This is a genomic window from Flavivirga aquimarina (assembly GCF_030540835.1).
In the GTDB taxonomy this organism is placed as follows: Bacteria; Bacteroidota; Bacteroidia; order Flavobacteriales; family Flavobacteriaceae; genus Flavivirga; species Flavivirga aquimarina.
In genome coordinates, this window is record NZ_JAUOEK010000184.1 from 102,261 (window position 1) to 127,725 (window position 25,465).

The window sequence follows — 25,465 nt, forward strand, 5'->3', positions numbered from 1 at the left end:
CAAATGACTTTTAAACCTATATAGAACTCGTTAAATGTTGAATCTCAATTAACAACTATTATTAAAGATTCAACATTTAAAGTTAAAAATATCTCCTATAAATAAAGTATTGCTATTTCTATTTTAATATTTTTGCTCGTGGAAATTATTATTATCCTTTTTTAACACTTGTTCCCCATGGAAATTATAGACGCCATTATTCTTGGTATTATTCAAGGTCTTACCGAGTTTTTACCCGTGTCATCAAGCGGTCATTTAGAACTTGGAAAAGCTATTCTTGGTGATGATTCAATTCCTGAAGAAAGCTTGCTATTTACGGTAGTTCTACACTTTGCCACTGCTTTAAGTACTATAGTTGTTTTTAGAAAAGATATTTTAGATCTTATTAAAGGTATGCTGAAATTTAAATGGAATGAGGATTTACAATTCGTATCAAAAATTATAGTATCCATGATTCCTGCTGTTCTGGTAGGTGTTTTTTTTGAAAAAGAATTAGAACAACTTTTTGGAGGCAACATTTTACTGGTAGGGTGTATGTTAATTATAACAGCTATTTTACTTTTTTTAGCAGATAAAGCTAAAGACACTAATAAAAAAGTATCGTTTAAAAATGCTTTTATTATTGGAATTTCTCAAGCTATTGCTATGCTTCCGGGTATTTCGCGCTCGGGTGCTACTATTTCGACTTCTGTTTTATTAGGTAATGATAAAACAAAAGCGGCTCGCTTTTCATTTTTAATGGTGGTTCCTTTAATTTTTGGTAAAATAGCAAAGGATGTTATGAGCGGCGACTTAACTTATGAGAGTCAAAATTTCACGTCATTATCCATTGGATTTATAGCTGCTTTTATTGCCGGATTATTTGCTTGTACTTGGATGATTGCCTTGGTTAAAAAAAGCAAACTAAGTTATTTCGCTATTTACTGTATTGTTGTTGGTGCTATCGCCATAGTGTTTTCTTTATTAAATTCGTAACATGATTACGAAAGAAGATTATCTTTCCGGACAGGTACTTTTAGTTGATAAACCTCTAAATTGGACTTCTTTTCAAGTAGTAAATAAACTGCGTTGGGAAATCCGACAGGCTTTCGATATTAAAAAAATAAAAGTAGGGCATGCCGGTACACTCGACCCTCTGGCAACAGGGTTATTAGTTATTTGTACGGGCAAAATGACTAAACAAATTGATACGTTTCAAGGGCAAGTTAAAGAATATACAGGCACTTTTGTTTTGGGCAGTACAACTCCATCTTATGATTTAGAAACTGAAATTGACAAAAAATTCTCTACTACCCATATTACTGACACATTAATTCAAGATACTACAAAGCAATTTATTGGAAACATTCAACAATATCCACCTGTTTTTTCTGCACTAAAAAAAGACGGAAAACGATTATATGAATTTGCAAGAGCAGGTGAATCGGTTGAAATAAAACCTAGAACCGTCAACATTTCAGAATTCGAGATTACAAAAATTAATACTTCGGATGCTCCTAGTACAGATTCAATAAATATCGATTTTAGAGTGGTTTGTAGTAAAGGCACCTACATTCGTTCTTTAGCCAACGACTTTGGAAAGGCACTTCATTCCGGAGCGCACCTATCTACACTAAGACGCACTAAGATTGGTGATTTTTATATTGACGATTCAATCACTATTGAAACTTTTATTTCTAACTTAAAAACTAATTAATATAATTTTTACGTATATTACGTAAATAATTCTCTCTAACAACTCTCGATTTGCACCTAACAAATCAACATAAGGCTCTATTACTCACCTTCCTGATTTCGGGAACGGTAATATTATCTATATTCAATTTAAGCCTTAAAAAACAAGGTAAATTTGCATCGGAAAGCTACTATGAAATAGAGCCTGAGGAAGAATTAACCGAAGAAGAAATTAAAGTATTAGAGGCTTTAGAAAAACTAAATGCAAGTAAGGCAGAAACGAATAGCGCCTTTAACGAAACACAGAATAATAAGCATTTTGCTGAAGCTTTTAAACCTATTGCACCGCCCGAAGATTATGTACCAAAATCCAGCAATAGTGAGTCAGAAAATGCAGAGAATTACACTAAAATATATGAAGCTTCTAATGATTCTAAAGTAAATAAAGATGAATTATCATCATTTAGTAAAGTAAATGATTTATTGAAGAAACAACAAGGTGAAGGTGCAAATACAAAAAGTACGATTAGTTTTTCATTGGTTAACAGACAAAAAAAGTATATCCCAATTCCTGTTTATCTATGTGAGGTTGACGGTAAAATAGTTGTAAATATTACGGTTAATGACAAAGGAAATGTTGTGGATGCCTATGTAAATACCGCCTCTACTTCAAATAACGAATGCCTTATAGAACATGCATTAGAATATGCTAAAGATTCCCGCTTTAGTGAAGATTCTACAAAGAAAACACAATTAGGGTCTATTACATTTTACTTTATAGGCAAACATTAGGTTCTAACTCGCAAAGTATATCGGTTAGATCGTTTATAATATTTTGACCTTTGTCGGTATTATACCAATGCTGTAAATCTTCTTTAAATTCTGGAGTCAGTTTCCCATGCTTTGCTTTAAATCTACTAACATAATTACTTGCTTCGCTAGGCCTAGGTCCGTACGTATTTAATACATCACCCGTTTTACTATCTAATATGATTACTTTGGGAATGGCTTTATTGCCATCGGTCAAAAAAGCATCCATTAACTCAGGGTTTTCATCACGAAGCACAATTTTAAAATCAATATTACTATTTAATTCGGCCACTTTATTTAATACAGGCAATATATGCGCAGCATCTCCACACCAGCTTTCTGTAATAGTCAACCAGGTAATTGGATCTTTAAATGTTTTTATTTTATAAAAAGCCTCATCGTTTACCTTTATAGTTTTATCCCAACGTTTCATACGTCGGTCGTTAAGTTTAGTATAATTTACTAAAGCTTCTGTTTTTTCATTCCCAGTAGTAGAGCTATTTTCTGCTAATTGCTTTATTAAATCTCTATAAGCCTGATACGATATGCTTTTATCTAAGCTATTTTTTATTAAGGTATCCATACAATCTTTCTTTTATTCAATACAACAAAATTAGTATCTTGATTTTTTATTTAAGATGATATTTGTCATACTTTTGCTTTAATCCTTACTGAATTTTATGGAAATAAAAAATAAATGCCATTGGTGCCTTGGTGATGATTTATATGAAGCTTATCATGATGAAGAATGGGGTACTCCTGTTTATGACGATGATACGCTTTTTGAGTTTTTAATTTTAGAAACATTTCAGGCAGGGTTAAGCTGGATTACCGTTTTACGAAAACGTGAAAATTTCAGGAAAGCATTCGATAATTTTGATTATAAAAAGATTGCTAATTACAAACAAAATAAGATCGACTCATTGTTACAAGACTCTGGTATTATTAGAAATAAACTAAAAGTAAATGCCACCGTCACCAATGCACAAGCTTTTATAAAAGTTCAAGAAGAATTTGGAAGTTTTAGCAAATACATTTGGGGATTTGTAGATGGTAAACCTATAAAGAATATTTTTAAAACGCTAAAAGATATTCCGGCCAATACGCCTTTAAGTGATACTATTAGTAAAGACCTTAAAAAACGAGGGTTTAAATTTGTTGGCACAACCGTTATTTATGCTCATATGCAAGCAACTGGTATGGTAAATGACCATGTAGTTGATTGTTTTAGGTATGGAGAAGTTTAAACTATTAAGTCTTACTATACATTCCCTTTTGCTTTTTACAAAGCTTCTCCCTAACTAAAGATGAAAAAAAAGAGCGCATATCCGATAGGTAATCACACTCTTTTTAAAATTATTGCTGAAATAAAAAAATGTCAAACACTTTTCAAACGATCCATTACTTTTAAAAGTAATGAATCGTTTTCTGTTAATCATAAAATTTAAAAAACTACAATATTAACTTTGAATAACTTGGCCAGTCCTTTTCATAGAATACACGTGTATGCCGTTGAATTTAGAAGGTAAATTTCCCTGTATCCATCCATTCTGCTGATATGAGGCACCAAAAATCACTAGCTAATTGTTGCTTCACATATTCATATGGAATATAACCATAGCCATCATCACCCCAATTTTCCCCCCAAGAATTTCTGATTATTAAAGCTCCTTTTCTTCTTTTTTTATCAATTGGATTTGAAATTACTAAATCATCATCATATCCTACAACCATAACTGCATGTCCACCTATTACTGACTCATTTTCTTCAGGATAAGGAATTTTACCTGTTTTATATGTTTCTTCATAGTTAAGAGAATTATAACAAGTAAATCCCATAATGGAGGGGATTCCTGCACTTAACTGTTTTTTAACATTAATTAGAGTTTGATGACCAGTAGTACCTAATGGATCTAATCTATAATACAAAAGAGCTTGAAAGTTTTGGGCATATGAGTAAATAAATGCTGGAGGTTCATTATTAAACTTTTCAATTTCATAAGGATAGTTGTTAGTTGGTGGAACACCGAAAAGAGCTAGTGATCCCATTGCTGTTCTTGTATACGCACCACTATCATAATCTAAGTCCAGCATGTTTCGAGTAGTTTTGTATACAAATAATTCGGAACCATCTATATATTTATTGAAAGCTCTTTTTTGAAAATACTCATATATACCTACAGCTGCAAATGCGGTACAAGATCCGATATTACCCTGATCTTTGACTGGAGAACACCATTTTCTATTATCAACTTTTTTTTCTAAAGTTTTTTTTGACTCACCAGAGATTCCTACTCTTTTCAATAAACCCTTCAAAGATTCTTTGGATTCAGGTTTAAGTGGGTTTCTGAGAGTTATTGAAGTATCCTTGTTATAATCTCTAATATCAGGATAATCTTTTATCCAACCCAAGTTCTTTTTAATTCGTTTCATTTCTAAAGTATTTTTAATTAAATATTTAAAATCAATATTAATAACTGAAGAATTTTAATTCAATACCCAATAGAGGGGAGATTCTGAAAACAAAATAACTAGATTCTTAGAGTTGCATACAGTACAAAGACAAAGTTCCATTTCAAAAAACTTTATCGGTTGTTACCTACATAGCTACAAGCGGAAATAAAATTAGTTGAAAATTTTCACAAAATTAAATCACTATTCTTTATAAATATTTCAAAAAAGAAGTTCTCGAAATTTCTTCAGCCCCCAAACTTTCCAGATGGTTCGTGTACACCTGACAATCTATAAGCCTGTAATTCGTATTCTGAATAAACTTTATAAAACCTACCTTACTGGCGTTACTTTCTTTAGTAAACATACTTTCACCACAAAATACCCCATTGTTTAAATCGATACCATAAAGTCCACCAACTAAAACATTATTATTCCAAACCTCAACAGATTTTGCACAACCCAACTTATGAAGTTTTGTATAAGCTTCAATCATATTATCCGTAATCCAGGTACTTACTTGACCATCGCGTTTTATTTTAGAACATTCCATAATAACCTCTCGAAAAGCTTTATTAACAGTCACCACATAATTTTTATTACGTAATACTTGTTCCATACTTTTTGAGACTTTTAATTTATTTGGAAACAAGACAAAACGTGGGTCTGGAGACCACCATAAAATGGGTTCTTCTGCTTCAAACCAAGGAAAAATACCCGATTTATATGCTAACAATAAACGATCTATAGATAAATCACCACCAACAGCTAAAATCCCTTCTTTTGTAGCTTGATTTACATCAGGAAACCATATGTTATCATTCAACAAAACCATTATAAAAGTATTAAGCCTAAAATATAAACACTAATACCAACAAGCATGAGGATTAAGGTGTACGGTAAAATCTCTTTTGCTTTCAACTTGGTAATACCCAAAAGCGGTAGCGCCCAGAAAGGTTGTAACATATTAGTGATTTGGTCGCCATAAGCCAACGCCATAATCGCTTTTGGTAGAGGCACACCTAATTTTAAAGCCGACTCTACTATAACTGGGCCTTGCACAGCCCATTGTCCGCCTCCACTTGGTACAAATATATTTACCAAACCAGCACTCATAAACGTATAAATTGGCAACGTAGTTTCTGTAGCTATGGACACAAAAAAATCAGAAATTTGAACTACCATTCCTGAAGATTTCATGATTCCCATAATCCCAAAATATAGCGGAAATTGAATGAGAATTCCCGAAGTCCCTTTAATGGCTTCTTCTACTGCTTTTAAAAAATTATGGAAGTTTTTATGTAAAAGAATGGCTAATCCCAGCATGAAAAAATTAAGCATGTTAGGTGTAATTTGTAGATTCAGAATATTGCTCCAATATTGATATAAAAACGTTATGAGCAGAATTGTTCCGAAGGCCACACCTAAAATATTCGAAAAATCTAACTTTTCTGCACCTTCTTTTTGATCTTTTTCTTCAGAATCAAATTGATAATTTTCCAGTTTAAAATTTGTGGATTGGGTTATTTTCGATAGTCTTTTTAATACCAATGGAATCAATATAAGTAAGATTCCAAATAGTAGTAAATTCCACCAACTAAAAATAGTTGCATTAAAGTTTATGCTTTCCGGAACTTGATTAAGAATTTCAGAAGAAGAAATACCTTGCATTAAAGTTTTTATATGTCCATTCTCTGAAACCTTTATTGGAGCCGAACCACTAATACCTCCATGCCATATCATCAATCCAACATACCCTGCTGCTCCTACCAGCGGGTAATTTAATGGTATGTTATTTCGTTGCGCATGTTCACCAACTTTTCTTGCTAAAATAGCTCCAAATATAAGTCCAAGCCCCCAATTTAAAAAAGCCATCAGCATAGTCGTAACACTCACTAAAACCACCGCAGAAGATGTACTGGTTATATTTTTAGATAAGGCTACTATTAACCTATTAACAGGCTTACTTAATACTAAAACATGGCCTAAAACCAATATAAGCATCATTTGATAGGCGAATACCAACAAAGCATTATTCCAGATACCCGATTCCCAATACGATAAAACTTCTAAAACATGATTGCTTCCCTCTTTAAATTCTGTGAAACAGATCGCCATAATCATTGTAAATAATGTTAATAATATGGCTATGGTGAATGGTGAAGGTAAGTAACGTTTAAAAAGTGTTTCTATGATTTTAGTAACATTCATATTGGAAAATTAAACCATTTTCGTTTAATCATAAAAAAACCTCAACATTAATTTTAATATTGAGGTTTTAATTTATTTCTGACCCTTTCGTCTTTTTAAACCCTTCCGTCTTTTGATTTAATAAAATCAAAATCCACCTTCCCTTTTTAAGGGAAGGAACACGTGTAGTTTATTATTTTATTAGAAAGGCAGGTCGTCGTGATCTTCTTCTTTTAAATCTCCAGCAGGTTCAAAAGCATCCGCTGGTGGTACTGGTGGCAAGTTCTCACCCGAAGCCTCTGCTTGTAAAGCTTCTATTCTCCATCCTTGAATCGAGTTAAAATATTTTGTTTCTCCTTGTGGGTTTACCCACTCTCTACCTCTTAAATTTATACTAATCTTAACTTGTTGCCCTACCTGATAACTGTTTAACAAATCTGTTTTATCTTGAACAAACTCTACCATGATGTGTTGTGGGTACTGCTCTTCTGTAGTTACTACAATCTCTCTTTTTCTAAACCCATTACTTCCAAAAGTTTGAGTTTCTCCTACCATTTTTATTTTTCCTTGAACTTCCATTAATTATTATTTATATCGATTAATTACTATTTAACTTAATAATATTTTCCAAGCACTCTCAACATCACCAAAACTTAGGTAATTACGTGCTAATTTATGTTTTTGTCTGTGCGTAGCCGTTTTAATATTCGAATATCTACCTCCTAAATCTTCAATAAAAGCCTTGACACTTTCTTCAGTTGGTAGCGTTTCTATATTGGCCAACATCCCTAAATCGTTTCCGGTTAAAACCATGCTATTTTTAACATGGTCGGGAAAATTATCAACACCAATTCCTAACGTTGATAGCGGTTTGGGTATTTCAAAAAAGCCCTTTTTAGCACGGGTATAGTAACTTCCCCCAGCTCTGGCAACCAAATCTAATTTTTGCTGGTTTATGATACCATTCTCATCAAGTACATCTTCATCTATATGAAGTTTAACGACCTCACAAACAATTAAATTGCCTGCGCCTCCTTCTGTTCCCAACTTAACAATATCATTTACTTTACATTCAAACTGTACAGGTGCTTCTGCAACACGAAATGGTTTAACAATATCAGATTCTAACATCGTTAATCCCGACTTATCAAACTCATTTATGCCTTCAGGGTACTCTGTACTTGTTAATGACATTTGATGCACCATATCATAATTCACCACATTAATAACCACTTCTCTCGTTGCTTCAACATTTTGCAGTGTGTGCTTTGTCGTGTTATCTCTAACACGTCGCGCTGGTGAAAATATCATGATAGGCGGATTTGCACTAAACACATTAAAAAAACTAAATGGCGACAAATTCGGATTCCCATTTTCATCTATAGTACTAGCAAAAGCAATTGGTCTTGGTGCAACGGCACTTAACAAATAACCATGCAATTTGCTGGTAGGCAAGCTTTTTGGTTCAAATGATGTCATTAATTCTTTAGTTTTAACAAATGTAACTATTATGTTGTTTAACTAAAAACCAATTTACTAACATCTTAAACAATAATATTAACAGATTTGCATTATATTACAAGTTAAATTTAATTAACCAATGATTTTTACAAAACACGGCAATGCATTTCGTTGGATTATCATTATTGCGTCTTTCTTTATTGTGTCCCTTATTTTATGGAAAACCTATGAGTTTTTTCAGCACTTTAAAGACGAAGAACGCACCAAAATGGAAAATTGGTCGTTTGCTCAATCTGATTTATTAAAAACTGATGACCTTAATGGGAATATGGGTGATTTGCCATTAAAGGTTATTACAAGTAACAAGACTACACCTATGATCAAAGTCAATGTTGATGGTAGTTATGATTTTAATAATATCGATGAAGATAAAGCAAAGGATTCTGTATATATTAAAAAATTAATTTTAAAATTCGAAAAGGAAAATACTCCTATTGATGTGAAATTTGATGGTAAACTTTATAGCAAAATTTATTACGGAAACTCTCCCTTATTAAACAAATTAAAATATTATCCGTTAGCACTATTACTTATTGTTGTCTTATTCGGTGCGGTTATTTTCTTCTTTTATAGTAGTAATAAAAATGCCACTCAAAACAAATTATGGTCAGGTATGGCTAAAGAAACGGCGCATCAAATAGGCACGCCTTTATCTTCTTTAATAGGGTGGACAGAAATTTTAAAAAGTGAACATGTAAACCCGGATTATATTGCTGAAATTGAAAAAGATGTAGACCGCTTAAAAACCATTACTGAGCGCTTTAGTAAAATTGGATCTTTACCAACTCTTGAAATAACTGATATTATTAAAGAGACTATGGATTCTTACGATTATTTAAAGACACGGTCTTCAAACCTTATCGACTTTGAGATTATAACGCCTGAAGGTGATATTCCTGTAAATCTTAATAAACAATTATACAGTTGGACTATTGAAAATCTGGTAAAAAATGCCATTGATGCTATGAAAGGCAGAGGCAAACTTATCGTTGAAATTTCCCAATTGGAAAACAATGTAAAAGTTAGCATTACAGACACCGGTATAGGTATTGCTAAAAAAGACTTTAATAAAATTTTCACCCCTGGATATACTACAAAGAAACGCGGTTGGGGATTAGGTTTATCGCTCACCCGACGTATTATTGAAGATTTTCATGATGGAAAAATAAAGGTTTTACAATCACAAAAAGAAAAAGGAACCACTATACAAATTAGTTTAAAACGTGCCCCAAATTATGTCTAAAAAACTAGTTACCATAAAAGAAGTTGTGTTAAAAAACAACTGCCCTGAATGTTATAACAATGAAGGCTTACGCTTAATTTTTATGCAAAAAATGATTGATACGAAGTTTTATCAATCTATGACTTCTCAAATTAGTCATGAAATTAATTGTAAAACATGTGATACCGTTATTTATCCGGTTAAATGGACAGATGATATTGAGCGTGTTTTTGAATATCAGAAAAAAGCATTTGTTCCCCAAAAGGCATCGACCTATTTAAAGAAAATGTCATGGGTTTTTATTATTTCGACTATTATAGTAGTTTTTGCTTTATTATTAGCTGTATACTCTAATTTATAATTGAGCATTAATAGCTTTTGCTATATTTTGAAACTCTTCTGTTGAAAGTTTTGCCTTTTTAATAAAACGGGCATCTTCCATGGTATGTAATGGAATTAAATGTACGTGTGCATGAGGTACTTCCAAACCTATAACAGATATCCCTACGCGTTCGCAGGGTATGGTTTTTTCTATGGCTAAAGCAACCTGTCTCGAAAAGCTCATCAATCCATTATAAGTGGCTTCATCTAAATCAAAAATTTTATCAACCTCTTGTTTAGGAATACAGAGTGTATGCCCTTCGCTATTTGGATTTACATCTAAAAACGCCAAAAAATCATCTGTTTCAGCAACTTTATAACAAGGGATTTCTCCGTTAACTATTTTTGTGAAAATTGAAGCCATATTAATTGAGAGAATATATTATTCAGAAATATTTTTGTTAGAGTTTATCTGAAGTATTGGTCGAAACATTGATATAAAAATATCAACTTACCTAGAAATTTCTATAATATCAAACTTCATAACACCATTAGGTACTTGAATTTCGGCAACATCACCTACAGCTTTTCCAAGCAAACCTTTTCCTATGGGTGAATTCACCGAGATTTTACCTGAAGCTAAATCTGCTTCTCCATCGGCCACCAAGGTATAATTCATTTCCATACCATTGGTTTGATTTTTTATTTTAACTTTAGATAATACTAATATCTTAGAATTATCTAACTGAGATTCGTCAATAACACGAGCCCCTGCTAATGCATCTTCTAATTTAGAAATACGCATTTCTAACATTCCTTGTGCTTCTTTTGCTGCATCATATTCGGCATTTTCACTTAAATCGCCTTTATCTCTAGCTTCGGCAATTGCTTTTGAAGCCTTTACACGTTCTACATCTTTTAATTGTTGTAGCTCGTCTCTTAGTTTTTTTAAACCCTCGGGTGTATAGTAAGATACTTTACTCATAACTTCATCGTTTTATTTAATAAAAGATGCTGAATACCCTCCGACATAGTTCATTTTAAGAGTTCAGCATAAAAAAAATCTCGCTTACACGAGATTGTATAACAAATATACAAAATATTTAACTCAATTTGCTTTTTGTCGTAAATTGCACTTTAATTCTAGATTTGCTATGAAGTTTGTTTTTACCCTTATTGGTCTCATTATTTTATCATCTTGCAGTAAAAATTCTGTTGATAATGAAAATTGTAAATTTTTATTAGACTTAAATGTTAATGTTACTGTTAACCTTAGTTTGCCACAATATAGCCAATTACCTTTTGCTGGAAACTCCGTATATATTGCAAATGCAGGAAACGCGGGGATTATAGTTGCCAGCACTGGTGCCGATTTTTTTGCATGGGATGCAGCCGACCCAAATCATATCCCTAGTGCTTGCTCTGTACTTATTCCTTCGGGATTAAATGCGACTTGCGGCTGTGATGATGAAAATGAGTACAACTTGGTTACCGGACGGGCATTAGGTAGTAATAACTTACCTTGTAGTTTAAAAAATTACAGAGTAGAGCAAAACGGGAATAGCCTTTTAATATTTAATTAAGAAGGTTATCTAAAAACCTGTTGTGAAATTCTTTGTTGGGTTGAGCCTGTCGAAACCAATATTCATTCCCTAAAGATTAAATATTTTGACAGACTCAATATTATGGACTCCCCTTTTACTTTTTAGAATTTTAGTGTAACACCTAACAAAAAGTTAGTAGTTGCTTGCGGGTAGTAAAAATTCTCCGTTATGGCGGCATCTGATGACCCTACAGGTCTATAAAAATAGCTATAGGTATAACCATTGGAAACATATTCTGAATCGAATAGATTATTCACCAATAAATTAATGCCTATTTCTTTAATCCATTCTGGTTGAATCTTATAGGATACGTTTAAATTATTCACAAAATAAGCATCAATACTTTTATCTTCACTGGATGTATTATCCAAATATTGCTTCCCCACATATTTAGACAATAGTGCTATATTTCCATTTTTAATTGGGGAATAGGTTAAGGTACTTCCAAAAATAACATTTGGAGAAAAGGATATATCTGTGTCTTCAAATTGTGTCACTACTGGTGTATATGAAACGCTTTCAAATGTACTGGGGTTGTATTGCGTATCGTAAACCACATAATCAAATTCTTTTATTTTATTTTGGCTAAATGTTGCATTGGCATCAATTCTAAACTGATCGCATATTTTATACCCTGTTTGCAATTCTATTCCTGCTCTATAACTCTTAGCAACATTTTCTCTTATAGGGCCTCCTACATCATCTAAATCTCCTGTTAGGATCAACTGATCTTTATAATCCATATAATACAGATTAGCTATGGCATAAAAATTTTCTTTTCTTAATTTATAACCAAGCTCAAAATCATGGAGTTGTTCTGATTTTGGACGCACTGGGTTTTTAGTTAAATCATCCCTGTTCGGTTCTCTATTAGCTATGGCATAGGAGCCGTAAATGCTATTATAATTATCTATTGTATATGTTAATCCTAATTTAGGATTGAAAAAATCATACGATTCCTTTACATCAATATTTAATAAGTCTGAGCTTGTTCCGACAGATTCATAATCTACTTTTCTATATTGTAAATCTAATAAGGCAAATAAATTATTATTTATGTTATACTCTGCTTTAACATAGGTACTATAATCTTTTTTATCTCCATAACTAAAATAGTAATTACTCCTAATAGGAATGGAAGAAGCAAACGAATCCCAAATTACTTCTCCAAAATGATCCCCTTTATATGTAGTATAACCTCCTCCTAAATATAAGTTTAGATGTTCCTTTTTATAGTTAAGGGAATAAACAAACGCATAAAAATTGTTATCTAACCAACGTCTCCTTATAACATCCCCTTGGTCTGATGCGTTTATATTATCAGGGAAATAATCCCCCAATTCTTCATCGTCTTTATATTGTTCAAAATATCCTTTTCCTCTGGTAAAATTACCTGAAATATTAGCAGAAAAATAACGGTTAAACTGATGAGATAAATGCAACTGGTAATGTGTTTGCTGATAGTTATCTACTTCATTATCGTAAGTATAAAAATTATATGTTCTTCCGGAATTTAACAGGTTCTGGGCTTCAGCATCAGAGGGGAAGTTTCTATCGATAAACGCCTGTATTCCGGCTCTATCATTATCTACAACAGCTTCTGGTGTACCGTACCAAGATTGATAGGTTACTTCTTTTCCGCCAAAAACAATAGCCTTTAATGATGTTTTTTCGTTTAAAAATCCTGCTTCTAAATAATACGAATTTAAATCTGCTCTTGCTCTGTCTATATAACCATCACTTTGAATATTAGACAACCTTCCTTCTGCATAAAAATTATTTTTAAGTCCAGACCCAATATTAATATTATGCTTTCTCGTTCCAAAACTTCCAATAGCATTTGTAGTTGTAGCATATCCTTTAGCTGAAGGGTTTAAGGTTTTTAAATTCAGGCTTGCTCCAAAAGCACCCGAACCGTTTGTTGATGTTCCTACCCCTCGTTGTAATTGTATGTCTTCTACCGAGGATACAAAATCCGGCATATTAACCCAGAATGTCCCTTGACTTTCTGCATCGTTATAAGGTATACCATTAATGGTTACATTGACTCTAGTTGCATCGCTACCACGTACTCTAATGCCTGTATAGCCAACTCCTGCACCGGCATCACTCGTTGTAACTACTGATGGTAATTGGTCTAATAAAATGGGTAAGTCCTGACCTAAATTAATAGATTCTAAAGCTTCTTTCGTTACATTGGTAAAAGCAACTGGTGTTTTGTCTTTAGCTCTTGTAGCCGAAAGAAGTACTTCATCTAGTTTTTCTGTTTTAGTAGAGTCCTGTTGTTTTTGGTTTTCTTGTGCATTGGCACTGACGAATAACACAAATAGTGCTAAAAAAAGAAATAAATTTTTCATTACGATTATATAATAATCGAATAAAAAGAGGTTATTATTCTTTGTTGTTAATTATTGGTTTTTTGAACGTTTCACATGAAAAATGCTTTCACATTTTTATACTCACTAAAAATATCTTCTGGACATTTTTTGAACGCTCGCTTCCCTAAACAGCATTACCTGTTCCAGGTTCATTGGGTATGATCTCAGCCAAAAAATGGGCACCCCTTTTGAGAACGTGACAAAGATATGTTAGATTTTAGAATTACGATTAACGATTGATGATTTTTTTAATCTAAATCGGGCTTTTTTCTATTTGCTTTTTTATCAGAAAGAATACGTTTATTTTTTAATCGTTTTCTAATAACGGATTTAGGAATTTTAGTAGGGACACGTTTTTTTTGCTCAACTAACCCTAAACGGATTAATTTTATAAAACGCTTAATAACAAGTTCTTTGTTTTTATGTTGACTGCGACTTTCGTCACATTGTAAAATTAAAACACCTTCTTTGGTTAATCTATGTTGCAGTTTATTTTGTAAACGTTCTTTTTCTTCTTCACTTAATGCAAGCGATTCTGCTAAATTAAAAGTTAGCTCAATTTTTGAAGATACTTTATTAACATGTTGTCCGCCATTACCCGAGCTTCTAATTGCTTTAAAGTTTAATTCTTGTAATAGGGTTGCTTCATTAAACATTATTGTATGTGACTTGGTGTGCTGGTTTTAGCAAATCGTTAACTGTTTTTACAGGGTTAAATGTTTCTAAAGGAACTTCAACAAAAATAGAATTCCAATATGCCATACTACCATTCCATAATCCAGGAAGTTCCAGTGCTTTTATATCTATGCCATTTTGTGTTTTCATGGTTATAAAAGCTGCTTCTGGATCTACAAATTCTTTAAGGTTAAATTTTTCTCCTTTATAGTTTTTAACACCACAGACTAAATCTGTTGGATTAAAATGAGTTGCATTTTTTACAATATCTTGTTGCTCTTGATCTTCAATATTAATTTGAGCAAATTCAACTATTTGTAGCGATATATCTCCACTATCGTCTTTTACCCAAAATGGACCTCCTCCAGGTTCTCCTTCATTTTTAACCATACCACATACTCTAATCGGACGGTTTAGTTTTTTCCTTAAATATGTTCTTTTTTCTTCTAACGTAAAGTCTTCAAAATCCTCACTAATAGCTACATTTATCTTACCAGACAAAAACAACGTAATTTCAAGCAGCTCTTCTTCTAAAACGACTTCATCTTCCAGTTTATGTAAAAATGAATAAACCTGCTCTTGAGCTTTCACTAGAATACCTGCAAGCAATTTTTTATACTCGGAAACTTCAACGTTTTTATTAGAAACTACAATATTATCGACATTCTTGATAAAAATAATATCGTTATTTAAATCGTTTAAGTTTTCTAATAATGCACCATGTCCTGCCGGCCTAAATAAAATAGAATCATCTTCATTTCTAAAAATTTCACCATCTGTGGTTAGCGCAACTGTTTCTGTTGCTTCTTTTTGATATGAAAACGATACATTAAATGACGCGTTTGTTTCTTCTTCTAACGTGCCTTTAATCTTATCCAATTCGTCGGTAAAATAATTATGATGCTTTTCTGAAACCGTAAAATGAAGATTCGCTTTCTTATTTGATGATGCATACAAGGTCGACTCAAATAAATGTTCTTGAAAAGCGGTTATCACAGTATCTTCATATTTATGAAAAGGGAGTAAGCCTTTTGGTAAAAAACTATAATTAAGGCCATTTTCATCTAAAATAGTTTTTACAATTTCTAGATATTTTTCACTTTCAGATAAATCATCAAAATTTGAATGTTCCTGCTTAGCTTTGGATATGACTTGATGATAAAATGGAAAATTTCCCAAATTAGAAACAAATGTTTTAATCAATGTATCATTGTTTCTTTCTGCATAATTTTCGATACTTTCTTTTGAAGGGTTAAAGTTTTTTAAAAACTGAAATAAAAACTTAAACATTCTTGTTGCTGCTCCTGAAGCCGGTACAAACTTTAGGGTAGATAAATGATCTTGTTTTGATTCATATAATTCGATAAAATCTTTTTTTTCGCTTTTACTATAACATTCAATACCTCTCCCTATAGTTGCCGCAGCTACTAGATTAGAATAGGACATCCCGTTTTTTATACGTGCTACCTGAGATCCAACTTGATCTACAGTAATGCCTTTATTTTGTATTTGTTGAATATCTTTTTCTTTATACATCAATTATCTTTTTAATAATTTATCTATATGCCTTACCGCTGTTTTTAGGCGTTCTTTTTTGTTCCCTTTCAACAACACATAAGGTTTTTTACTTTTTATTAATTCATTTTGAAAAGCTTCAAACATGGCTTCTCTGTGCTCTGGTTTATCTCGTAAGTCATCAGCCTCCCAAGGCGTGTCAATATACGTTAAAAAATACATATTGTAAGTATTTTCTAACGCGTATTTTTCAAGAATGGGGTCACAACTCCCTAAATAGTAGGCTTCTGAATATACTTTCGTTTCTAATAAATCGGTATCACAGATTAAAACCGAGTCTGTTTTTTTAGCCAACTCATTTTCAAGTTTTATCTGTCCTTCTGCAATGGGTAATAAATCCTCCGGTTCGCAGGTTTTACGTTCGTTATTCCATTTGTTTTGAAGATATTCTCGCGCATATTCGGGCACCCAAACAGAATTGTAATGTCTTGACAACTGCTTTGAGAGTGTTGTTTTCCCAGTAGATTCCGGGCCAAACAAAACGACTTTTATACAGTTTGCTGGTTGCTGTTTATACTTTTCTTCCATGCTAAATAACCAAATATAGCTATAAATGTAAATCCTAAATATTGAAAGCTGGTAAATGTAAACCCTTTATAAAAATATAGCGGTATAGATATTAGATCTCCTATAATCCAAAAAATCCAATTTTCTAACTTTCTTCTTGCCATTAACCACATGCCTACAAAAAATATGGCTGTTGTAAGCGTGTCAATATAAGCAACCCAACTTGTCCACTTATCAAAAGTCTTATATACCAAAAACACAAACAATAAGGTTCCCAAAAATATGAGTATACTAATTTTTTTTTCTTCGATTGTTGTTCTGGAAATTGGAGTTACATGGGTTTCATCTATTTTTCTTGTCCAAATATACCAACCATAAACGCTCATTATAAAATAATATCCGTTTATCATCATATCTCCTAAAAGTTCCCACTTGAATAATAAATACACAAATATTATGGTGCTTATCATTCCTGTTGGAAAAACCAAGACTTTATTTTGTTTTGAATACCAAACAGAAAGAAATCCGAAAATAATTGCTATTACTTCTAATAAGACATCAATCGTTTCATATTCTGAATACTGTCCGAAAAAAAACTCAAAAATGGGGTTCATAATCGTATCTGTCCGATTTTACAATTTTCATATGTAACAAGCCTCTTTCAATAAGCTCAAAAGCTTCTTTTATTTCTACAGTTAGTAGTTTCATCACCTCATCATAATTACCATAAACCTGAGTACTTAATGGGTTTTCCAGAACCTTGAGATTAGATGCTCTTAATTTTTTAATAAAATGAATAATGGCAGGTTCGAAATCGTCCTGCAATGGTGTCATGGTTAATTCTACTGATATTTTCATTCCCTCTTATTCTCCCCGAGGGGAGAAATATTATGTTAAACTTAATCTATAATTTGTTATATCCTCATTTTATTTTTCCCCTTTGGGGAAATGTCCAACGGACAATGGGGATCGTAAATCGTCGAAAAACGATTCGTCTTCTTCAAAAGCTGTGCCTATAACTACCAAATCGACTCCGGCATTATATGCGCTTTCTATTTGTTTTTTATTTTTAATACCTCCTCCAACTATTAATGGAATATTTAGTGCTTCTTTAACTTTCGAAATAATCTCTTTTGAGACTGCAAGCTTTGCACCGCTTCCTGCTTCTAAATAAATCAATTTCATTCCAAGCAACTCCCCTGCTTTTGCAGTATCAACTATATATTGAATATTAGCTCTTGATAGCGGTTCTGTACCTGTTACTCTTTCAACGGCAGTTTCTTTACCGCTTTCAATTAAAATATAACCTGTTGAAATGACATCAAGATTCGTTTCTTCTAATTTCGAAATGGATGCTATATGTTTACCTATTAAATATTCGGGATTTCTTCCCGAAATTAAAGAGAGAAATAAAATGGCGTCTGCCTTTCCTGTTATTTGTGTGACATCCCCAGGAAATAGCACAACTGGGCATTTTGTATATTTCTTTATTTCTTCAACTAAAGTTTCTGTAGTATTTTCATCAACAGTACTCCCTCCAACAAAAATATGTGTTGTTACAGATGCATTTACTTTTTCAATAAAACTCGGTACTTTTTCAAACACCATTTTATCCGGGTCTATTAAAACAGCAAGCCCTTTTTCCTTTTTAGAAATTGATGCTAATATATCTTTATAAATAGTCTTCATTTAAGCAATGGCATAAGCACAGGTAAAACCTTCAAAGGTTAAAAAGTCAATGTTATAGCGGTACTTCTTTGTTTTATAATCAATCCAAGCCACAGTTTCATTATCAATATTAGAAAACGGAATTACCAAACAATGTTGTTGAAAACTTAATCCGGGAGTAGCAAATAACTTATACAATGATTCTTTTATGCACCAAATGGCAGTTAGTTTCTTTATATAGCCTTCATCATTTTCTTTTAAGTAACTCTTCTCATAATCAATAAACTTATGAGCTATAATAGTAATTTTATCTCTTTGTTTTTCAACATCTATTCCAACTATCAAGTCACTAACAATAACTGCTGAAAAATGAAACGAATGTGTAATGGAAATTTGCTTTCCGTCTTGTAAATGAGGTTTACCGTTTTCATCGTAAAATAAATCTGAATCTTGATATCCAAATTCAGCTAATAAACATCGAACACTTAAAAACCCACGTTGATGCATATTACTTTTCATTCTTAAAACACGTTCTAAACTTTCGGGTGTTAAGTCTATGGACTGTATTAAGTCATCATAAGATTCTTCAATCTTCCAGATTTTAACCGTAGTTTGCGAATTTGGGTTTATAGTTTTATAAAGAGGCATTTACTTTTCTAAAAGTTATTAGTTATCTTTGCAATTCCTAATTAGGGTTGTGTTTTTTGATAAGCGAATTTAACTATTTAAGTGCTAATCACAATCTTGTTTGGATTTAAAAATAAAAAGAAACTATTGATATGAGTACAAAAACAATTCCTTATGTGGCTAGCAAAGTAAAAGATATTTCACTTGCTGACTGGGGGCGAAAAGAAATAGAATTAGCCGAAGCAGAAATGCCTGGTTTAATGAGTCTTCGTGAAGAATATAAAGATTCTCAACCTCTGAAAGGTGCCAGAATTGCCGGATGTTTACATATGACAATTCAAACGGCGGTTTTAATTGAAACTTTACAGGCTTTAGGGGCAGAAGTTACTTGGAGTTCTTGTAACATATTCTCAACTCAAGATCAAGCTGCTGCTGCCATTGCTGCTGCCGGAACTGCTGTTTACGCATGGAAAGACATGACAGAAGAAGAGTTTGATTGGTGTATAGAACAAACACTTTTCTTTGGTGAAGATAGACAACCTCTTAATATGATACTTGACGATGGTGGTGATTTAACTAATATGGTTTTAGATAAATATCCAGAATTAGCTACTGGAATTAACGGTTTATCTGAAGAAACCACAACTGGTGTTCACAGACTTTATGAGCGTGTTAAAAATGGTACGTTACCAATGCCTGCTATTAATGTGAACGACTCGGTTACAAAATCGAAATTCGATAACAAATATGGTTGTAAAGAAAGTGCTGTAGATGCGATTCGTCGTGCTACTGATATTATGTTAGCTGGAAAACGTGTTACTGTTTGTGGTTATGGTGATGTTGGTAAAGGTACTGCGGCCTCTTTTAAAGGTGCTGGTAGTATTGTAACGATTACAGAAATAGATCCTATATGTGCTTTACAGGCAGCTATGGACGGTTTTGAAGTTAAAAAACTAGAAACTGTTATTGGTAATACTGATATTGTAATTACAACAACAGGAAATAAAGATATTGTTCAAGGACGCCATTTTGAAGCTTTAAAAGACAAAGCCATTGTTTGTAACATTGGACATTTTGATAATGAAATTGATATGGCCTGGTTAAACGATAATCACGGACATACAAAAAATACGATTAAACCTCAGGTAGATAAATATACCGTAAACGGAAAAGATATTATTATTCTTGCCGAGGGTCGTTTGGTAAACTTAGGTTGTGCTACAGGGCATCCAAGTTTTGTAATGAGTAACTCATTTACTAACCAAACCTTAGCACAAATAGAGCTTTGGAATAATGCTGATGCTTACAAAAATGAGGTATATATGCTACCAAAAGCCTTAGATGAAAAAGTAGCTAAATTACACTTAGCCAAAATTGGTGTGGAACTTACTGAACTTCGTGAGGAACAAGCAAGTTATATTGGTGTAACGGTTGAAGGTCCTTTTAAACCTGAGCATTACAGGTATTAATATCATTCCCACAACATGTACTGAACTTGTTTCAGCAAGGTGGAAATCTTATTAATTGAATTGAAACTAATAGAAAAATCCCAGACAATGTTTGGGATTTTTCTATTGTGAACAACTTAATTTAAGATTTATTTTTTTGTTTTAAATATTGTTTTATTTTTATAACCATATATAAGGTTGTATAATATGGTTATAAAAGATTATTTTTTAGTGTCCGAGGCTGCTGAAATATTAGGGAAAAACTCAGAAACCCTTAGAAGATGGGATAATGAAGGCAAGTTAAAGGCTGTTAGGAAACCTATTAGTAATTATCGTGTATATAAAAAGGAACAACTTGAAGTTTTTCCTGAGTTTAAATCATATTTTAATAAACTTGATAAAGGAAATTTTGTTGAACCATTAAAAGAATACCAAGTACTGGAGCTTTTTGCTGGTGCAGGTGGATTAGCAATTGGATTAGAACAAGCAGGTATTAAATGCAAAGCTCTTAATGAAATTGATAAATGGGCCTGTAAAACATTGCGCAATAATCGCCCTAACTGGAATGTGATTGAAGATGATATCAAAAATATTGATTTTACAGGCTTTAAAAATAAAATTGATATCGTAACTGGAGGATTCCCTTGTCAAGCATTTAGCTATGCAGGTAAAAAATTAGGCTTACAAGATGCCCGAGGAACACTATTCTATGAATTTGCTAGAACAGTCCAAGAAACCCAACCAAAAATATGCATTGGAGAAAATGTACGTGGCCTTTTAAGTCATGATAATGGCAAAACCTTAGAAGGTATGATTTCTATATTGGATGAGATTGGCTATAATGTTGTGTCTCCTGTTAAGGTATTAAAAGCCATACACTATAATGTTCCCCAGAAACGTGAACGACTTATTTTAGTTGCTGTTAGAAAAGATATTGATATAGAATATAGCTATCCTTTAGCATTCTCTGAAATATACACACTTAAAGATGCGCTCAAAAAAGGTTCATTATTCAATGGGAATGTACCAAAATCAGAGGGAGCTAAATATCCAGAGCACAAAAAAAGAGTATTGGATTTAGTGCCTCCAAAAGGGTATTGGAGAGATTTGCCCATAGATATTCAAAAAGAATATATGCAGAAAAGTTTTTATTTAGGCGGAGGAAAAACCGGTATGGCAAGACGCATTGGTTGGGACGAACCATGTTTAACCTTAACATGTAGCCCAGCACAAAAACAGACTGAAAGATGTCATCCAGATGAAACCAGACCCTTTACCGTAAGAGAATACGCAAGAATTCAGACTTTCCCAGACAATTGGCATTTTGAAGGCTCTGTCTCTCAACAATACAAACAAATAGGCAATGCAGTTCCTGTTAATTTAGCAAAAGAAATTGGCTATTCGATCGTGAAATTTTTAAATAATTATGAAGAAAAAGTGTTAGGTGGAAAAACTTCTTCTATTTCCTTAGAGAGTAATGCTATGATTTCTTGAAGTTTTTGAGTTCCATCAATTTCAAGGGCTACCTCACCTATAACATTGCTTATTTCAAAATAAAAATTCTCTTTTCCTGTTAATCGACTCCAAAATTCTTTACCTATTACCACAGGAAAATGATTATCTATTTTTTTGTAATGTGAACTTAATTCACTTTTTTCTCCATAAAGCACTCCAACCATCATATCATCAACTCTCAAATCAAGATTATTCGTTCGTGCTAAATTTTGAACAGCTTGAAAATGATCTATGATAGTCTTCACATCGTCTTTATTAATCGTATTAGGGCCAGATTTTAACTGGCAATATTTTTTCCTTCCATCATGAGCATCAATAAATTCGATATCGATACCCTGTACTACTGAACCCATCATGCCTTCAAATAACTCAGAAATCATTTTTTGAGCTTTATTACCAAATGTAGTTGTTATTGAAGTGCTTAACAGTCTAGGATAAATCAAGGCCTTTGCAAAACTTTCCGGAGTAGAAGTTCCTTCTAAAAAATTGGCTAAATAAGCCAATAGAAATGGATTTATTTTATAAGACTTTAATGAACTAGCTCTTTTTGTTGCTCCTTCTAGGTGAGAATTCACTATTTCATTTCTAAAAAAATCCTTTGCATTATTTAGAATTTTAATTCTTTGTAAATCATCCATATTTTACTAATTTCAATTTATGTCTTACAATCACGAAGATAATAAAATAAAAGTCCCTAGGTTCAATGAAGAATCTGGGTTTTATACCACAAAAAAACGCTCTAAAATGATGAGCAAAATTCGCGGCAAAAACACCAAGCCGGAAATACACTTCCGAAGAGCGCTTTGGAAAAAGGGTGTGCGGTATAGGGTGGATAGTAAACAACTACCTGGGCGACCGGATGTTAGTATAAAAAAATACAGGCTTGCTATTTTTATTGATGGCGAATATTGGCATGGTTATAATTGGGATGAGCGAAAGGAAAAACTAAAAACTAATCGTGATTTTTGGATTCCAAAAATTGAAAGGAATATACAACGTGATAGAGAAGTCAACCAACATTTAAGAGATATGGGTTATACTATATTTCGGTTTTGGGCCTATGAAATAAAAAACAATCTAAAAACCTGTATTAATGATGTTATGATGTATTTAGATCTTAATAAAAACTAATTACTTGGCACGGTTAACTTTTCATTAAAAATCCAACGTTTAACCAGCTTTTTATTAGTTGTTATTTCTGCAAACACATAAAAATTAGAACTGAAACAAGGTGATGTTTCCGCTAGCTCTATAACAACTTTGTCATCACAATAGCTTGAATGTAAAAAATAAAGCGCTTCATCTTTAATTAGTACATAGCCGACATGATTATCTAATCCAACAAAATAAATACCATTTTTATAAACTGAGTTCAATTTTGCTTTCAACGTACTAAAAGACAAATTAGAATATATTTTGAGTTCTGCTTTAGTTTGCAACATTTTTGCCTCAACCAACCCTGCCTGCTGTGCCATTTTATATCGGTTTAGGTTAAACCCAAGATGTTTTAAAGTTGTTGACACAAAATAACCGCAAGCAATCTCACCTTGGTTTGGCATATTGGTATGCCCATTAAAATCCCATGGTGTTCCATACCAATGCGGAACAATATCATTAATTAACTTAGAATACAAATAGCTTGAAGCACTATCTGTAGCTTTTATTACATTACGTTCGTACAAACTCTTAAAATAAGCTCTGTCATTAATGATGCTGTTTTTAATTCTGGAATAATTCCCTGAAGGTTTAAGGTTAATACCGAGTTTAGTACTATCAATAAAATTATTCTTGGTTTTAAATACCGTTTCAGTTTTAATAATATTTTCAGTGAAAAATTCTGTGTTCCCAGATTTTTTACAACCAAATATTAGAAGGAATAAGACAAACCCTTTTATTAAAATCTGATTGTTTACTGATTTTGACATATTGATAAAATTAATACCCTGTAACCAATAAATTCCTAGCACCTCTAATCCCACATTTTTGATAATAATGATATGCTTGTGATGCTCGTTCTCTAATTTGCATATCACTTTCATTTAAAACCCAACCATCTATGGCCCACTTTAAAGAATACGCTTCTGGAGACATCAATCCGGTAGACCAAACTAAAGGATTTGCTTTTGTTTGCTTTAAATATGGCTTAAAATAATCTTTGCTTATACAGGCTAGTATAATAGCATCTCGTTTATTTTCATTTAAAGGCTTGAGGTTTCCTTTCACATCAAACTCCATTAATCCGTCATGTCCAATGTAAGCCAACAAATTAGAGCCTCCTCCAAATTTCAATTCTTGAGTTTCACTTATAACCATAACCTCTTTTCTGCCAGCAGTAGCTTCTAAAAAATCTATCGTTGTATTTTTTATGTACTTACCATCGTAAGCATCTGCAAGTAAATATGTGTTAGTTGTTTTATGTTTAAAAAGTAATCGCTCTAAAACAAAACCATCAATGTTAGTTTTTGTTGATATAAGAGTCCAATCTTTACTCCTTTTAAAGTAACTTTTAACGCCATACATAGCACCCCAATATAAATTGCTTTTAGCATCTTGGCCATTACCTAATGTTTTAGGCACAGGAACTATTCCTTGGTTTAAATTGTCGCACAAGGCTACATAAACATGGATTGTTTTTAATTCAGAATTGTTCTGAGCAACACTAAGACCTGACCAAATAAAAAGAAGTAAAACGATTTTTCTCATTTTAACAAAACGAAAAAAATTAAAAAACCTTGCAAGGTTAATTGGGATTTATTATTATTTTTAATAATGCTTGATAAAAAAATAGCTATTTTAAATAACCTTTTATTTCAAATAAAACAGTGTATTCCTCATAAAGACAAAAGCAATCCTATAGTTTCTAAAGCTAATGTGGGTTGGCAATTAGACCATACTCTAAAAATAATAAATAGGGTTTGCGAATCTTTAGAACAATCTAACCCGAAGTATTATAAAAAGGATTTTAATGCTATAAGAAGTATTTTATTTTTATTCTGTTATATTCCAAGAGACCGAGTTAAAGCTCCAAAAGTTGTGATACCTCCAGATTTAATTTCAACAATCGATTTGCAGGCTCAACTCAATGATGCTAAGAAACACTTAAACAATATTGAGCTTCTCGACAAAAATGCACATTTTAAACATTTTATATTTGGTATGTTGCCTAAGATTAAAACACTTCGTTTCTTAGAAATACATACCAAACATCACTTAAAAATAGTCAATGATATTTTGAGTAAATAAAGAGACTTGGGTAAATATATTAGATGCCTGTTCGAG

General features: G+C 32.4%; 30 protein-coding genes. 11 read left to right on the forward strand and 19 right to left on the reverse strand.

Going from position 1 to position 25,465, the window contains the following annotated elements; genetic code table 11:
• The first annotated feature begins 177 nt into the window (after positions 1 to 177).
• Genes uppP through Q4Q35_RS20500 form a run of 3 tightly spaced genes read left to right on the forward strand, consistent with a single transcriptional unit; the run spans position 178 to position 2,466 of the window.
• Positions 178 to 975 (forward strand): undecaprenyl-diphosphatase UppP, encoded by a 798-nt coding sequence (gene uppP / locus Q4Q35_RS20490; RefSeq protein WP_303279920.1) that lies wholly within the window; start codon positions 178 to 180, stop codon positions 973 to 975.
• Position 976: 1 nt separating this feature from the next.
• Positions 977 to 1,696 carry a tRNA pseudouridine(55) synthase TruB gene (gene truB / locus Q4Q35_RS20495; protein WP_303279921.1) on the forward strand — a complete coding sequence of 240 codons (720 nt, stop codon included), beginning with the start codon at positions 977 to 979 and terminating at the stop codon, positions 1,694 to 1,696.
• Between the two features lie 50 nt (positions 1,697 to 1,746).
• Positions 1,747 to 2,466, forward strand: coding sequence for a hypothetical protein (locus tag Q4Q35_RS20500; protein WP_303279923.1), 720 nt, complete (start codon positions 1,747 to 1,749; stop codon positions 2,464 to 2,466).
• Here the strand turns inward: Q4Q35_RS20500 and Q4Q35_RS20505 are convergent.
• Positions 2,450 to 3,067: a thioredoxin family protein gene (locus Q4Q35_RS20505; protein WP_303279924.1), complete on the reverse strand. Its 618-nt coding sequence runs from the start codon at positions 3,065 to 3,067 to the stop codon at positions 2,450 to 2,452. The genes Q4Q35_RS20500 and Q4Q35_RS20505 overlap by 17 nt on opposite strands.
• Positions 3,068 to 3,164: 97 nt before the next feature.
• Between Q4Q35_RS20505 and Q4Q35_RS20510 the strand changes: the two genes are divergently transcribed.
• Positions 3,165 to 3,731, forward strand: coding sequence for a DNA-3-methyladenine glycosylase I (locus Q4Q35_RS20510; RefSeq protein WP_303279925.1), 567 nt, complete (start codon positions 3,165 to 3,167; stop codon positions 3,729 to 3,731).
• 271 nt (positions 3,732 to 4,002) lie between these two features.
• Here the strand turns inward: Q4Q35_RS20510 and Q4Q35_RS20515 are convergent, their stop codons facing one another.
• The 5 genes from Q4Q35_RS20515 to Q4Q35_RS20535 all read right to left on the reverse strand — a co-directional run bounded on the left by Q4Q35_RS20515 (position 4,003) and on the right by Q4Q35_RS20535 (position 8,604).
• A complete protein-coding gene (locus tag Q4Q35_RS20515; RefSeq protein WP_303279926.1) occupies positions 4,003 to 4,917 on the reverse strand; it encodes a C1 family peptidase in 915 nt (304 codons plus the stop codon).
• A 229-nt stretch (positions 4,918 to 5,146) separates the two neighbouring features.
• Positions 5,147 to 5,770, reverse strand: coding sequence for a leucyl/phenylalanyl-tRNA--protein transferase (aat, locus tag Q4Q35_RS20520; RefSeq protein WP_303279927.1), 624 nt, complete (start codon positions 5,768 to 5,770; stop codon positions 5,147 to 5,149).
• The gene (locus tag Q4Q35_RS20525) at positions 5,770 to 7,146 is read right to left on the reverse strand and encodes a short-chain fatty acid transporter (RefSeq protein WP_303279928.1); all 1,377 of its coding nucleotides are present in this window, start codon (positions 7,144 to 7,146) and stop codon (positions 5,770 to 5,772) included. The genes aat and Q4Q35_RS20525 overlap by 1 nt, the downstream gene beginning before the upstream one ends.
• Positions 7,147 to 7,326: 180 nt before the next feature.
• A complete protein-coding gene (locus Q4Q35_RS20530; RefSeq protein WP_303279929.1) occupies positions 7,327 to 7,704 on the reverse strand; it encodes a DUF3127 domain-containing protein in 378 nt (125 codons plus the stop codon).
• Between the two features lie 30 nt (positions 7,705 to 7,734).
• Positions 7,735 to 8,604, reverse strand: a complete 870-nt coding sequence (locus tag Q4Q35_RS20535) for a flavin reductase family protein (RefSeq protein ID WP_303279930.1) — start codon at positions 8,602 to 8,604, stop codon at positions 7,735 to 7,737.
• Positions 8,605 to 8,725: 121 nt separating this feature from the next.
• Here Q4Q35_RS20535 and Q4Q35_RS20540 point away from each other — a divergent pair, with 121 nt between their 5' ends.
• Both Q4Q35_RS20540 and Q4Q35_RS20545 read left to right on the forward strand, forming a co-directional pair.
• Complete coding sequence (locus Q4Q35_RS20540; protein WP_303279931.1) at positions 8,726 to 9,889, forward strand: sensor histidine kinase; 1,164 nt, start codon at positions 8,726 to 8,728, stop codon at positions 9,887 to 9,889.
• Positions 9,882 to 10,229: a hypothetical protein gene (locus Q4Q35_RS20545; protein ID WP_303279932.1), complete on the forward strand. Its 348-nt coding sequence runs from the start codon at positions 9,882 to 9,884 to the stop codon at positions 10,227 to 10,229. The genes Q4Q35_RS20540 and Q4Q35_RS20545 overlap by 8 nt, the downstream gene beginning before the upstream one ends.
• Here the strand turns inward: Q4Q35_RS20545 and Q4Q35_RS20550 are convergent.
• Together Q4Q35_RS20550 and greA are read right to left on the reverse strand one after the other, a co-directional pair.
• On the reverse strand, positions 10,224 to 10,613 hold the full coding sequence (locus tag Q4Q35_RS20550; RefSeq protein WP_303279933.1) for an HIT family protein: 390 nt from the start codon (positions 10,611 to 10,613) through the stop codon (positions 10,224 to 10,226). The two genes, Q4Q35_RS20545 and Q4Q35_RS20550, sit on opposite strands and share 6 nt — an antisense overlap.
• A gap of 87 nt (positions 10,614 to 10,700) precedes the next feature.
• On the reverse strand, positions 10,701 to 11,174 hold the full coding sequence (greA, locus tag Q4Q35_RS20555; protein ID WP_303279934.1) for a transcription elongation factor GreA: 474 nt from the start codon (positions 11,172 to 11,174) through the stop codon (positions 10,701 to 10,703).
• Between the two features lie 169 nt (positions 11,175 to 11,343).
• Between greA and Q4Q35_RS20560 the strand changes: the two genes are divergently transcribed.
• Positions 11,344 to 11,772 (forward strand): Rieske (2Fe-2S) protein, encoded by a 429-nt coding sequence (locus Q4Q35_RS20560; RefSeq protein ID WP_303279935.1) that lies wholly within the window; start codon positions 11,344 to 11,346, stop codon positions 11,770 to 11,772.
• A 122-nt stretch (positions 11,773 to 11,894) separates the two neighbouring features.
• On the opposite strand, the gene Q4Q35_RS20565 is transcribed toward Q4Q35_RS20560, so the two are convergent.
• From Q4Q35_RS20565 to Q4Q35_RS20600, 8 genes are all read right to left on the reverse strand, one after another.
• Positions 11,895 to 14,150, reverse strand: a complete 2,256-nt coding sequence (locus Q4Q35_RS20565; protein ID WP_303279937.1) for a TonB-dependent receptor — start codon at positions 14,148 to 14,150, stop codon at positions 11,895 to 11,897.
• Positions 14,151 to 14,419: 269 nt separating this feature from the next.
• The gene (gene arfB / locus Q4Q35_RS20570) at positions 14,420 to 14,827 is read right to left on the reverse strand and encodes an alternative ribosome rescue aminoacyl-tRNA hydrolase ArfB (protein WP_303279938.1); all 408 of its coding nucleotides are present in this window, start codon (positions 14,825 to 14,827) and stop codon (positions 14,420 to 14,422) included.
• On the reverse strand, positions 14,820 to 16,382 hold the full coding sequence (locus Q4Q35_RS20575) for a DUF4301 family protein (protein ID WP_303279939.1): 1,563 nt from the start codon (positions 16,380 to 16,382) through the stop codon (positions 14,820 to 14,822). Before Q4Q35_RS20575 ends, arfB begins: the two co-directional genes overlap by 8 nt.
• Positions 16,383 to 16,385: 3 nt before the next feature.
• Entirely contained in the window at positions 16,386 to 16,949 is a 564-nt protein-coding gene (locus Q4Q35_RS20580) for an AAA family ATPase (protein ID WP_303279940.1), read from the reverse strand.
• Complete coding sequence (gene pnuC, locus Q4Q35_RS20585) at positions 16,910 to 17,542, reverse strand: nicotinamide riboside transporter PnuC (protein ID WP_303279941.1); 633 nt, start codon at positions 17,540 to 17,542, stop codon at positions 16,910 to 16,912. Before pnuC ends, Q4Q35_RS20580 begins: the two co-directional genes overlap by 40 nt.
• Positions 17,526 to 17,786 (reverse strand): thiamine-binding protein, encoded by a 261-nt coding sequence (locus tag Q4Q35_RS20590; protein WP_303279942.1) that lies wholly within the window; start codon positions 17,784 to 17,786, stop codon positions 17,526 to 17,528. The genes pnuC and Q4Q35_RS20590 overlap by 17 nt, the downstream gene beginning before the upstream one ends.
• A gap of 69 nt (positions 17,787 to 17,855) precedes the next feature.
• Positions 17,856 to 18,617, reverse strand: coding sequence for a geranylgeranylglyceryl/heptaprenylglyceryl phosphate synthase (locus Q4Q35_RS20595; protein WP_303279943.1), 762 nt, complete (start codon positions 18,615 to 18,617; stop codon positions 17,856 to 17,858).
• A complete protein-coding gene (locus Q4Q35_RS20600) occupies positions 18,618 to 19,244 on the reverse strand; it encodes a 4'-phosphopantetheinyl transferase family protein (protein WP_303279944.1) in 627 nt (208 codons plus the stop codon).
• A gap of 131 nt (positions 19,245 to 19,375) precedes the next feature.
• Here Q4Q35_RS20600 and ahcY point away from each other — a divergent pair, with 131 nt between their 5' ends.
• Positions 19,376 to 20,692, forward strand: a complete 1,317-nt coding sequence (gene ahcY / locus Q4Q35_RS20605) for an adenosylhomocysteinase (RefSeq protein WP_303279945.1) — start codon at positions 19,376 to 19,378, stop codon at positions 20,690 to 20,692.
• A gap of 186 nt (positions 20,693 to 20,878) precedes the next feature.
• Positions 20,879 to 22,165: a DNA (cytosine-5-)-methyltransferase gene (gene dcm, locus Q4Q35_RS20615; protein WP_437439761.1), complete on the forward strand. Its 1,287-nt coding sequence runs from the start codon at positions 20,879 to 20,881 to the stop codon at positions 22,163 to 22,165.
• Here dcm and Q4Q35_RS20620 read toward each other — a convergent pair.
• Positions 22,096 to 22,824: a PmeII family type II restriction endonuclease gene (locus Q4Q35_RS20620; protein ID WP_303279946.1), complete on the reverse strand. Its 729-nt coding sequence runs from the start codon at positions 22,822 to 22,824 to the stop codon at positions 22,096 to 22,098. The genes dcm and Q4Q35_RS20620 overlap by 70 nt on opposite strands.
• 19 nt (positions 22,825 to 22,843) lie before the next feature.
• Between Q4Q35_RS20620 and Q4Q35_RS20625 the strand changes: the two genes are divergently transcribed.
• Entirely contained in the window at positions 22,844 to 23,317 is a 474-nt protein-coding gene (locus tag Q4Q35_RS20625) for a very short patch repair endonuclease (RefSeq protein ID WP_303279947.1), read from the forward strand.
• Here the strand turns inward: Q4Q35_RS20625 and Q4Q35_RS20630 are convergent.
• Together Q4Q35_RS20630 and Q4Q35_RS20635 are read right to left on the reverse strand one after the other, a co-directional pair.
• Positions 23,314 to 24,111: a hypothetical protein gene (locus Q4Q35_RS20630; protein WP_303279948.1), complete on the reverse strand. Its 798-nt coding sequence runs from the start codon at positions 24,109 to 24,111 to the stop codon at positions 23,314 to 23,316. The genes Q4Q35_RS20625 and Q4Q35_RS20630 overlap by 4 nt on opposite strands.
• A 10-nt stretch (positions 24,112 to 24,121) precedes the next feature.
• A complete protein-coding gene (locus tag Q4Q35_RS20635) occupies positions 24,122 to 24,889 on the reverse strand; it encodes a hypothetical protein (protein WP_303279949.1) in 768 nt (255 codons plus the stop codon).
• A 66-nt stretch (positions 24,890 to 24,955) separates the two neighbouring features.
• Here Q4Q35_RS20635 and Q4Q35_RS20640 point away from each other — a divergent pair, with 66 nt between their 5' ends.
• Entirely contained in the window at positions 24,956 to 25,429 is a 474-nt protein-coding gene (locus tag Q4Q35_RS20640) for a DUF1569 domain-containing protein (protein WP_303279950.1), read from the forward strand.
• Positions 25,430 to 25,465 lie beyond the last annotated feature (36 nt).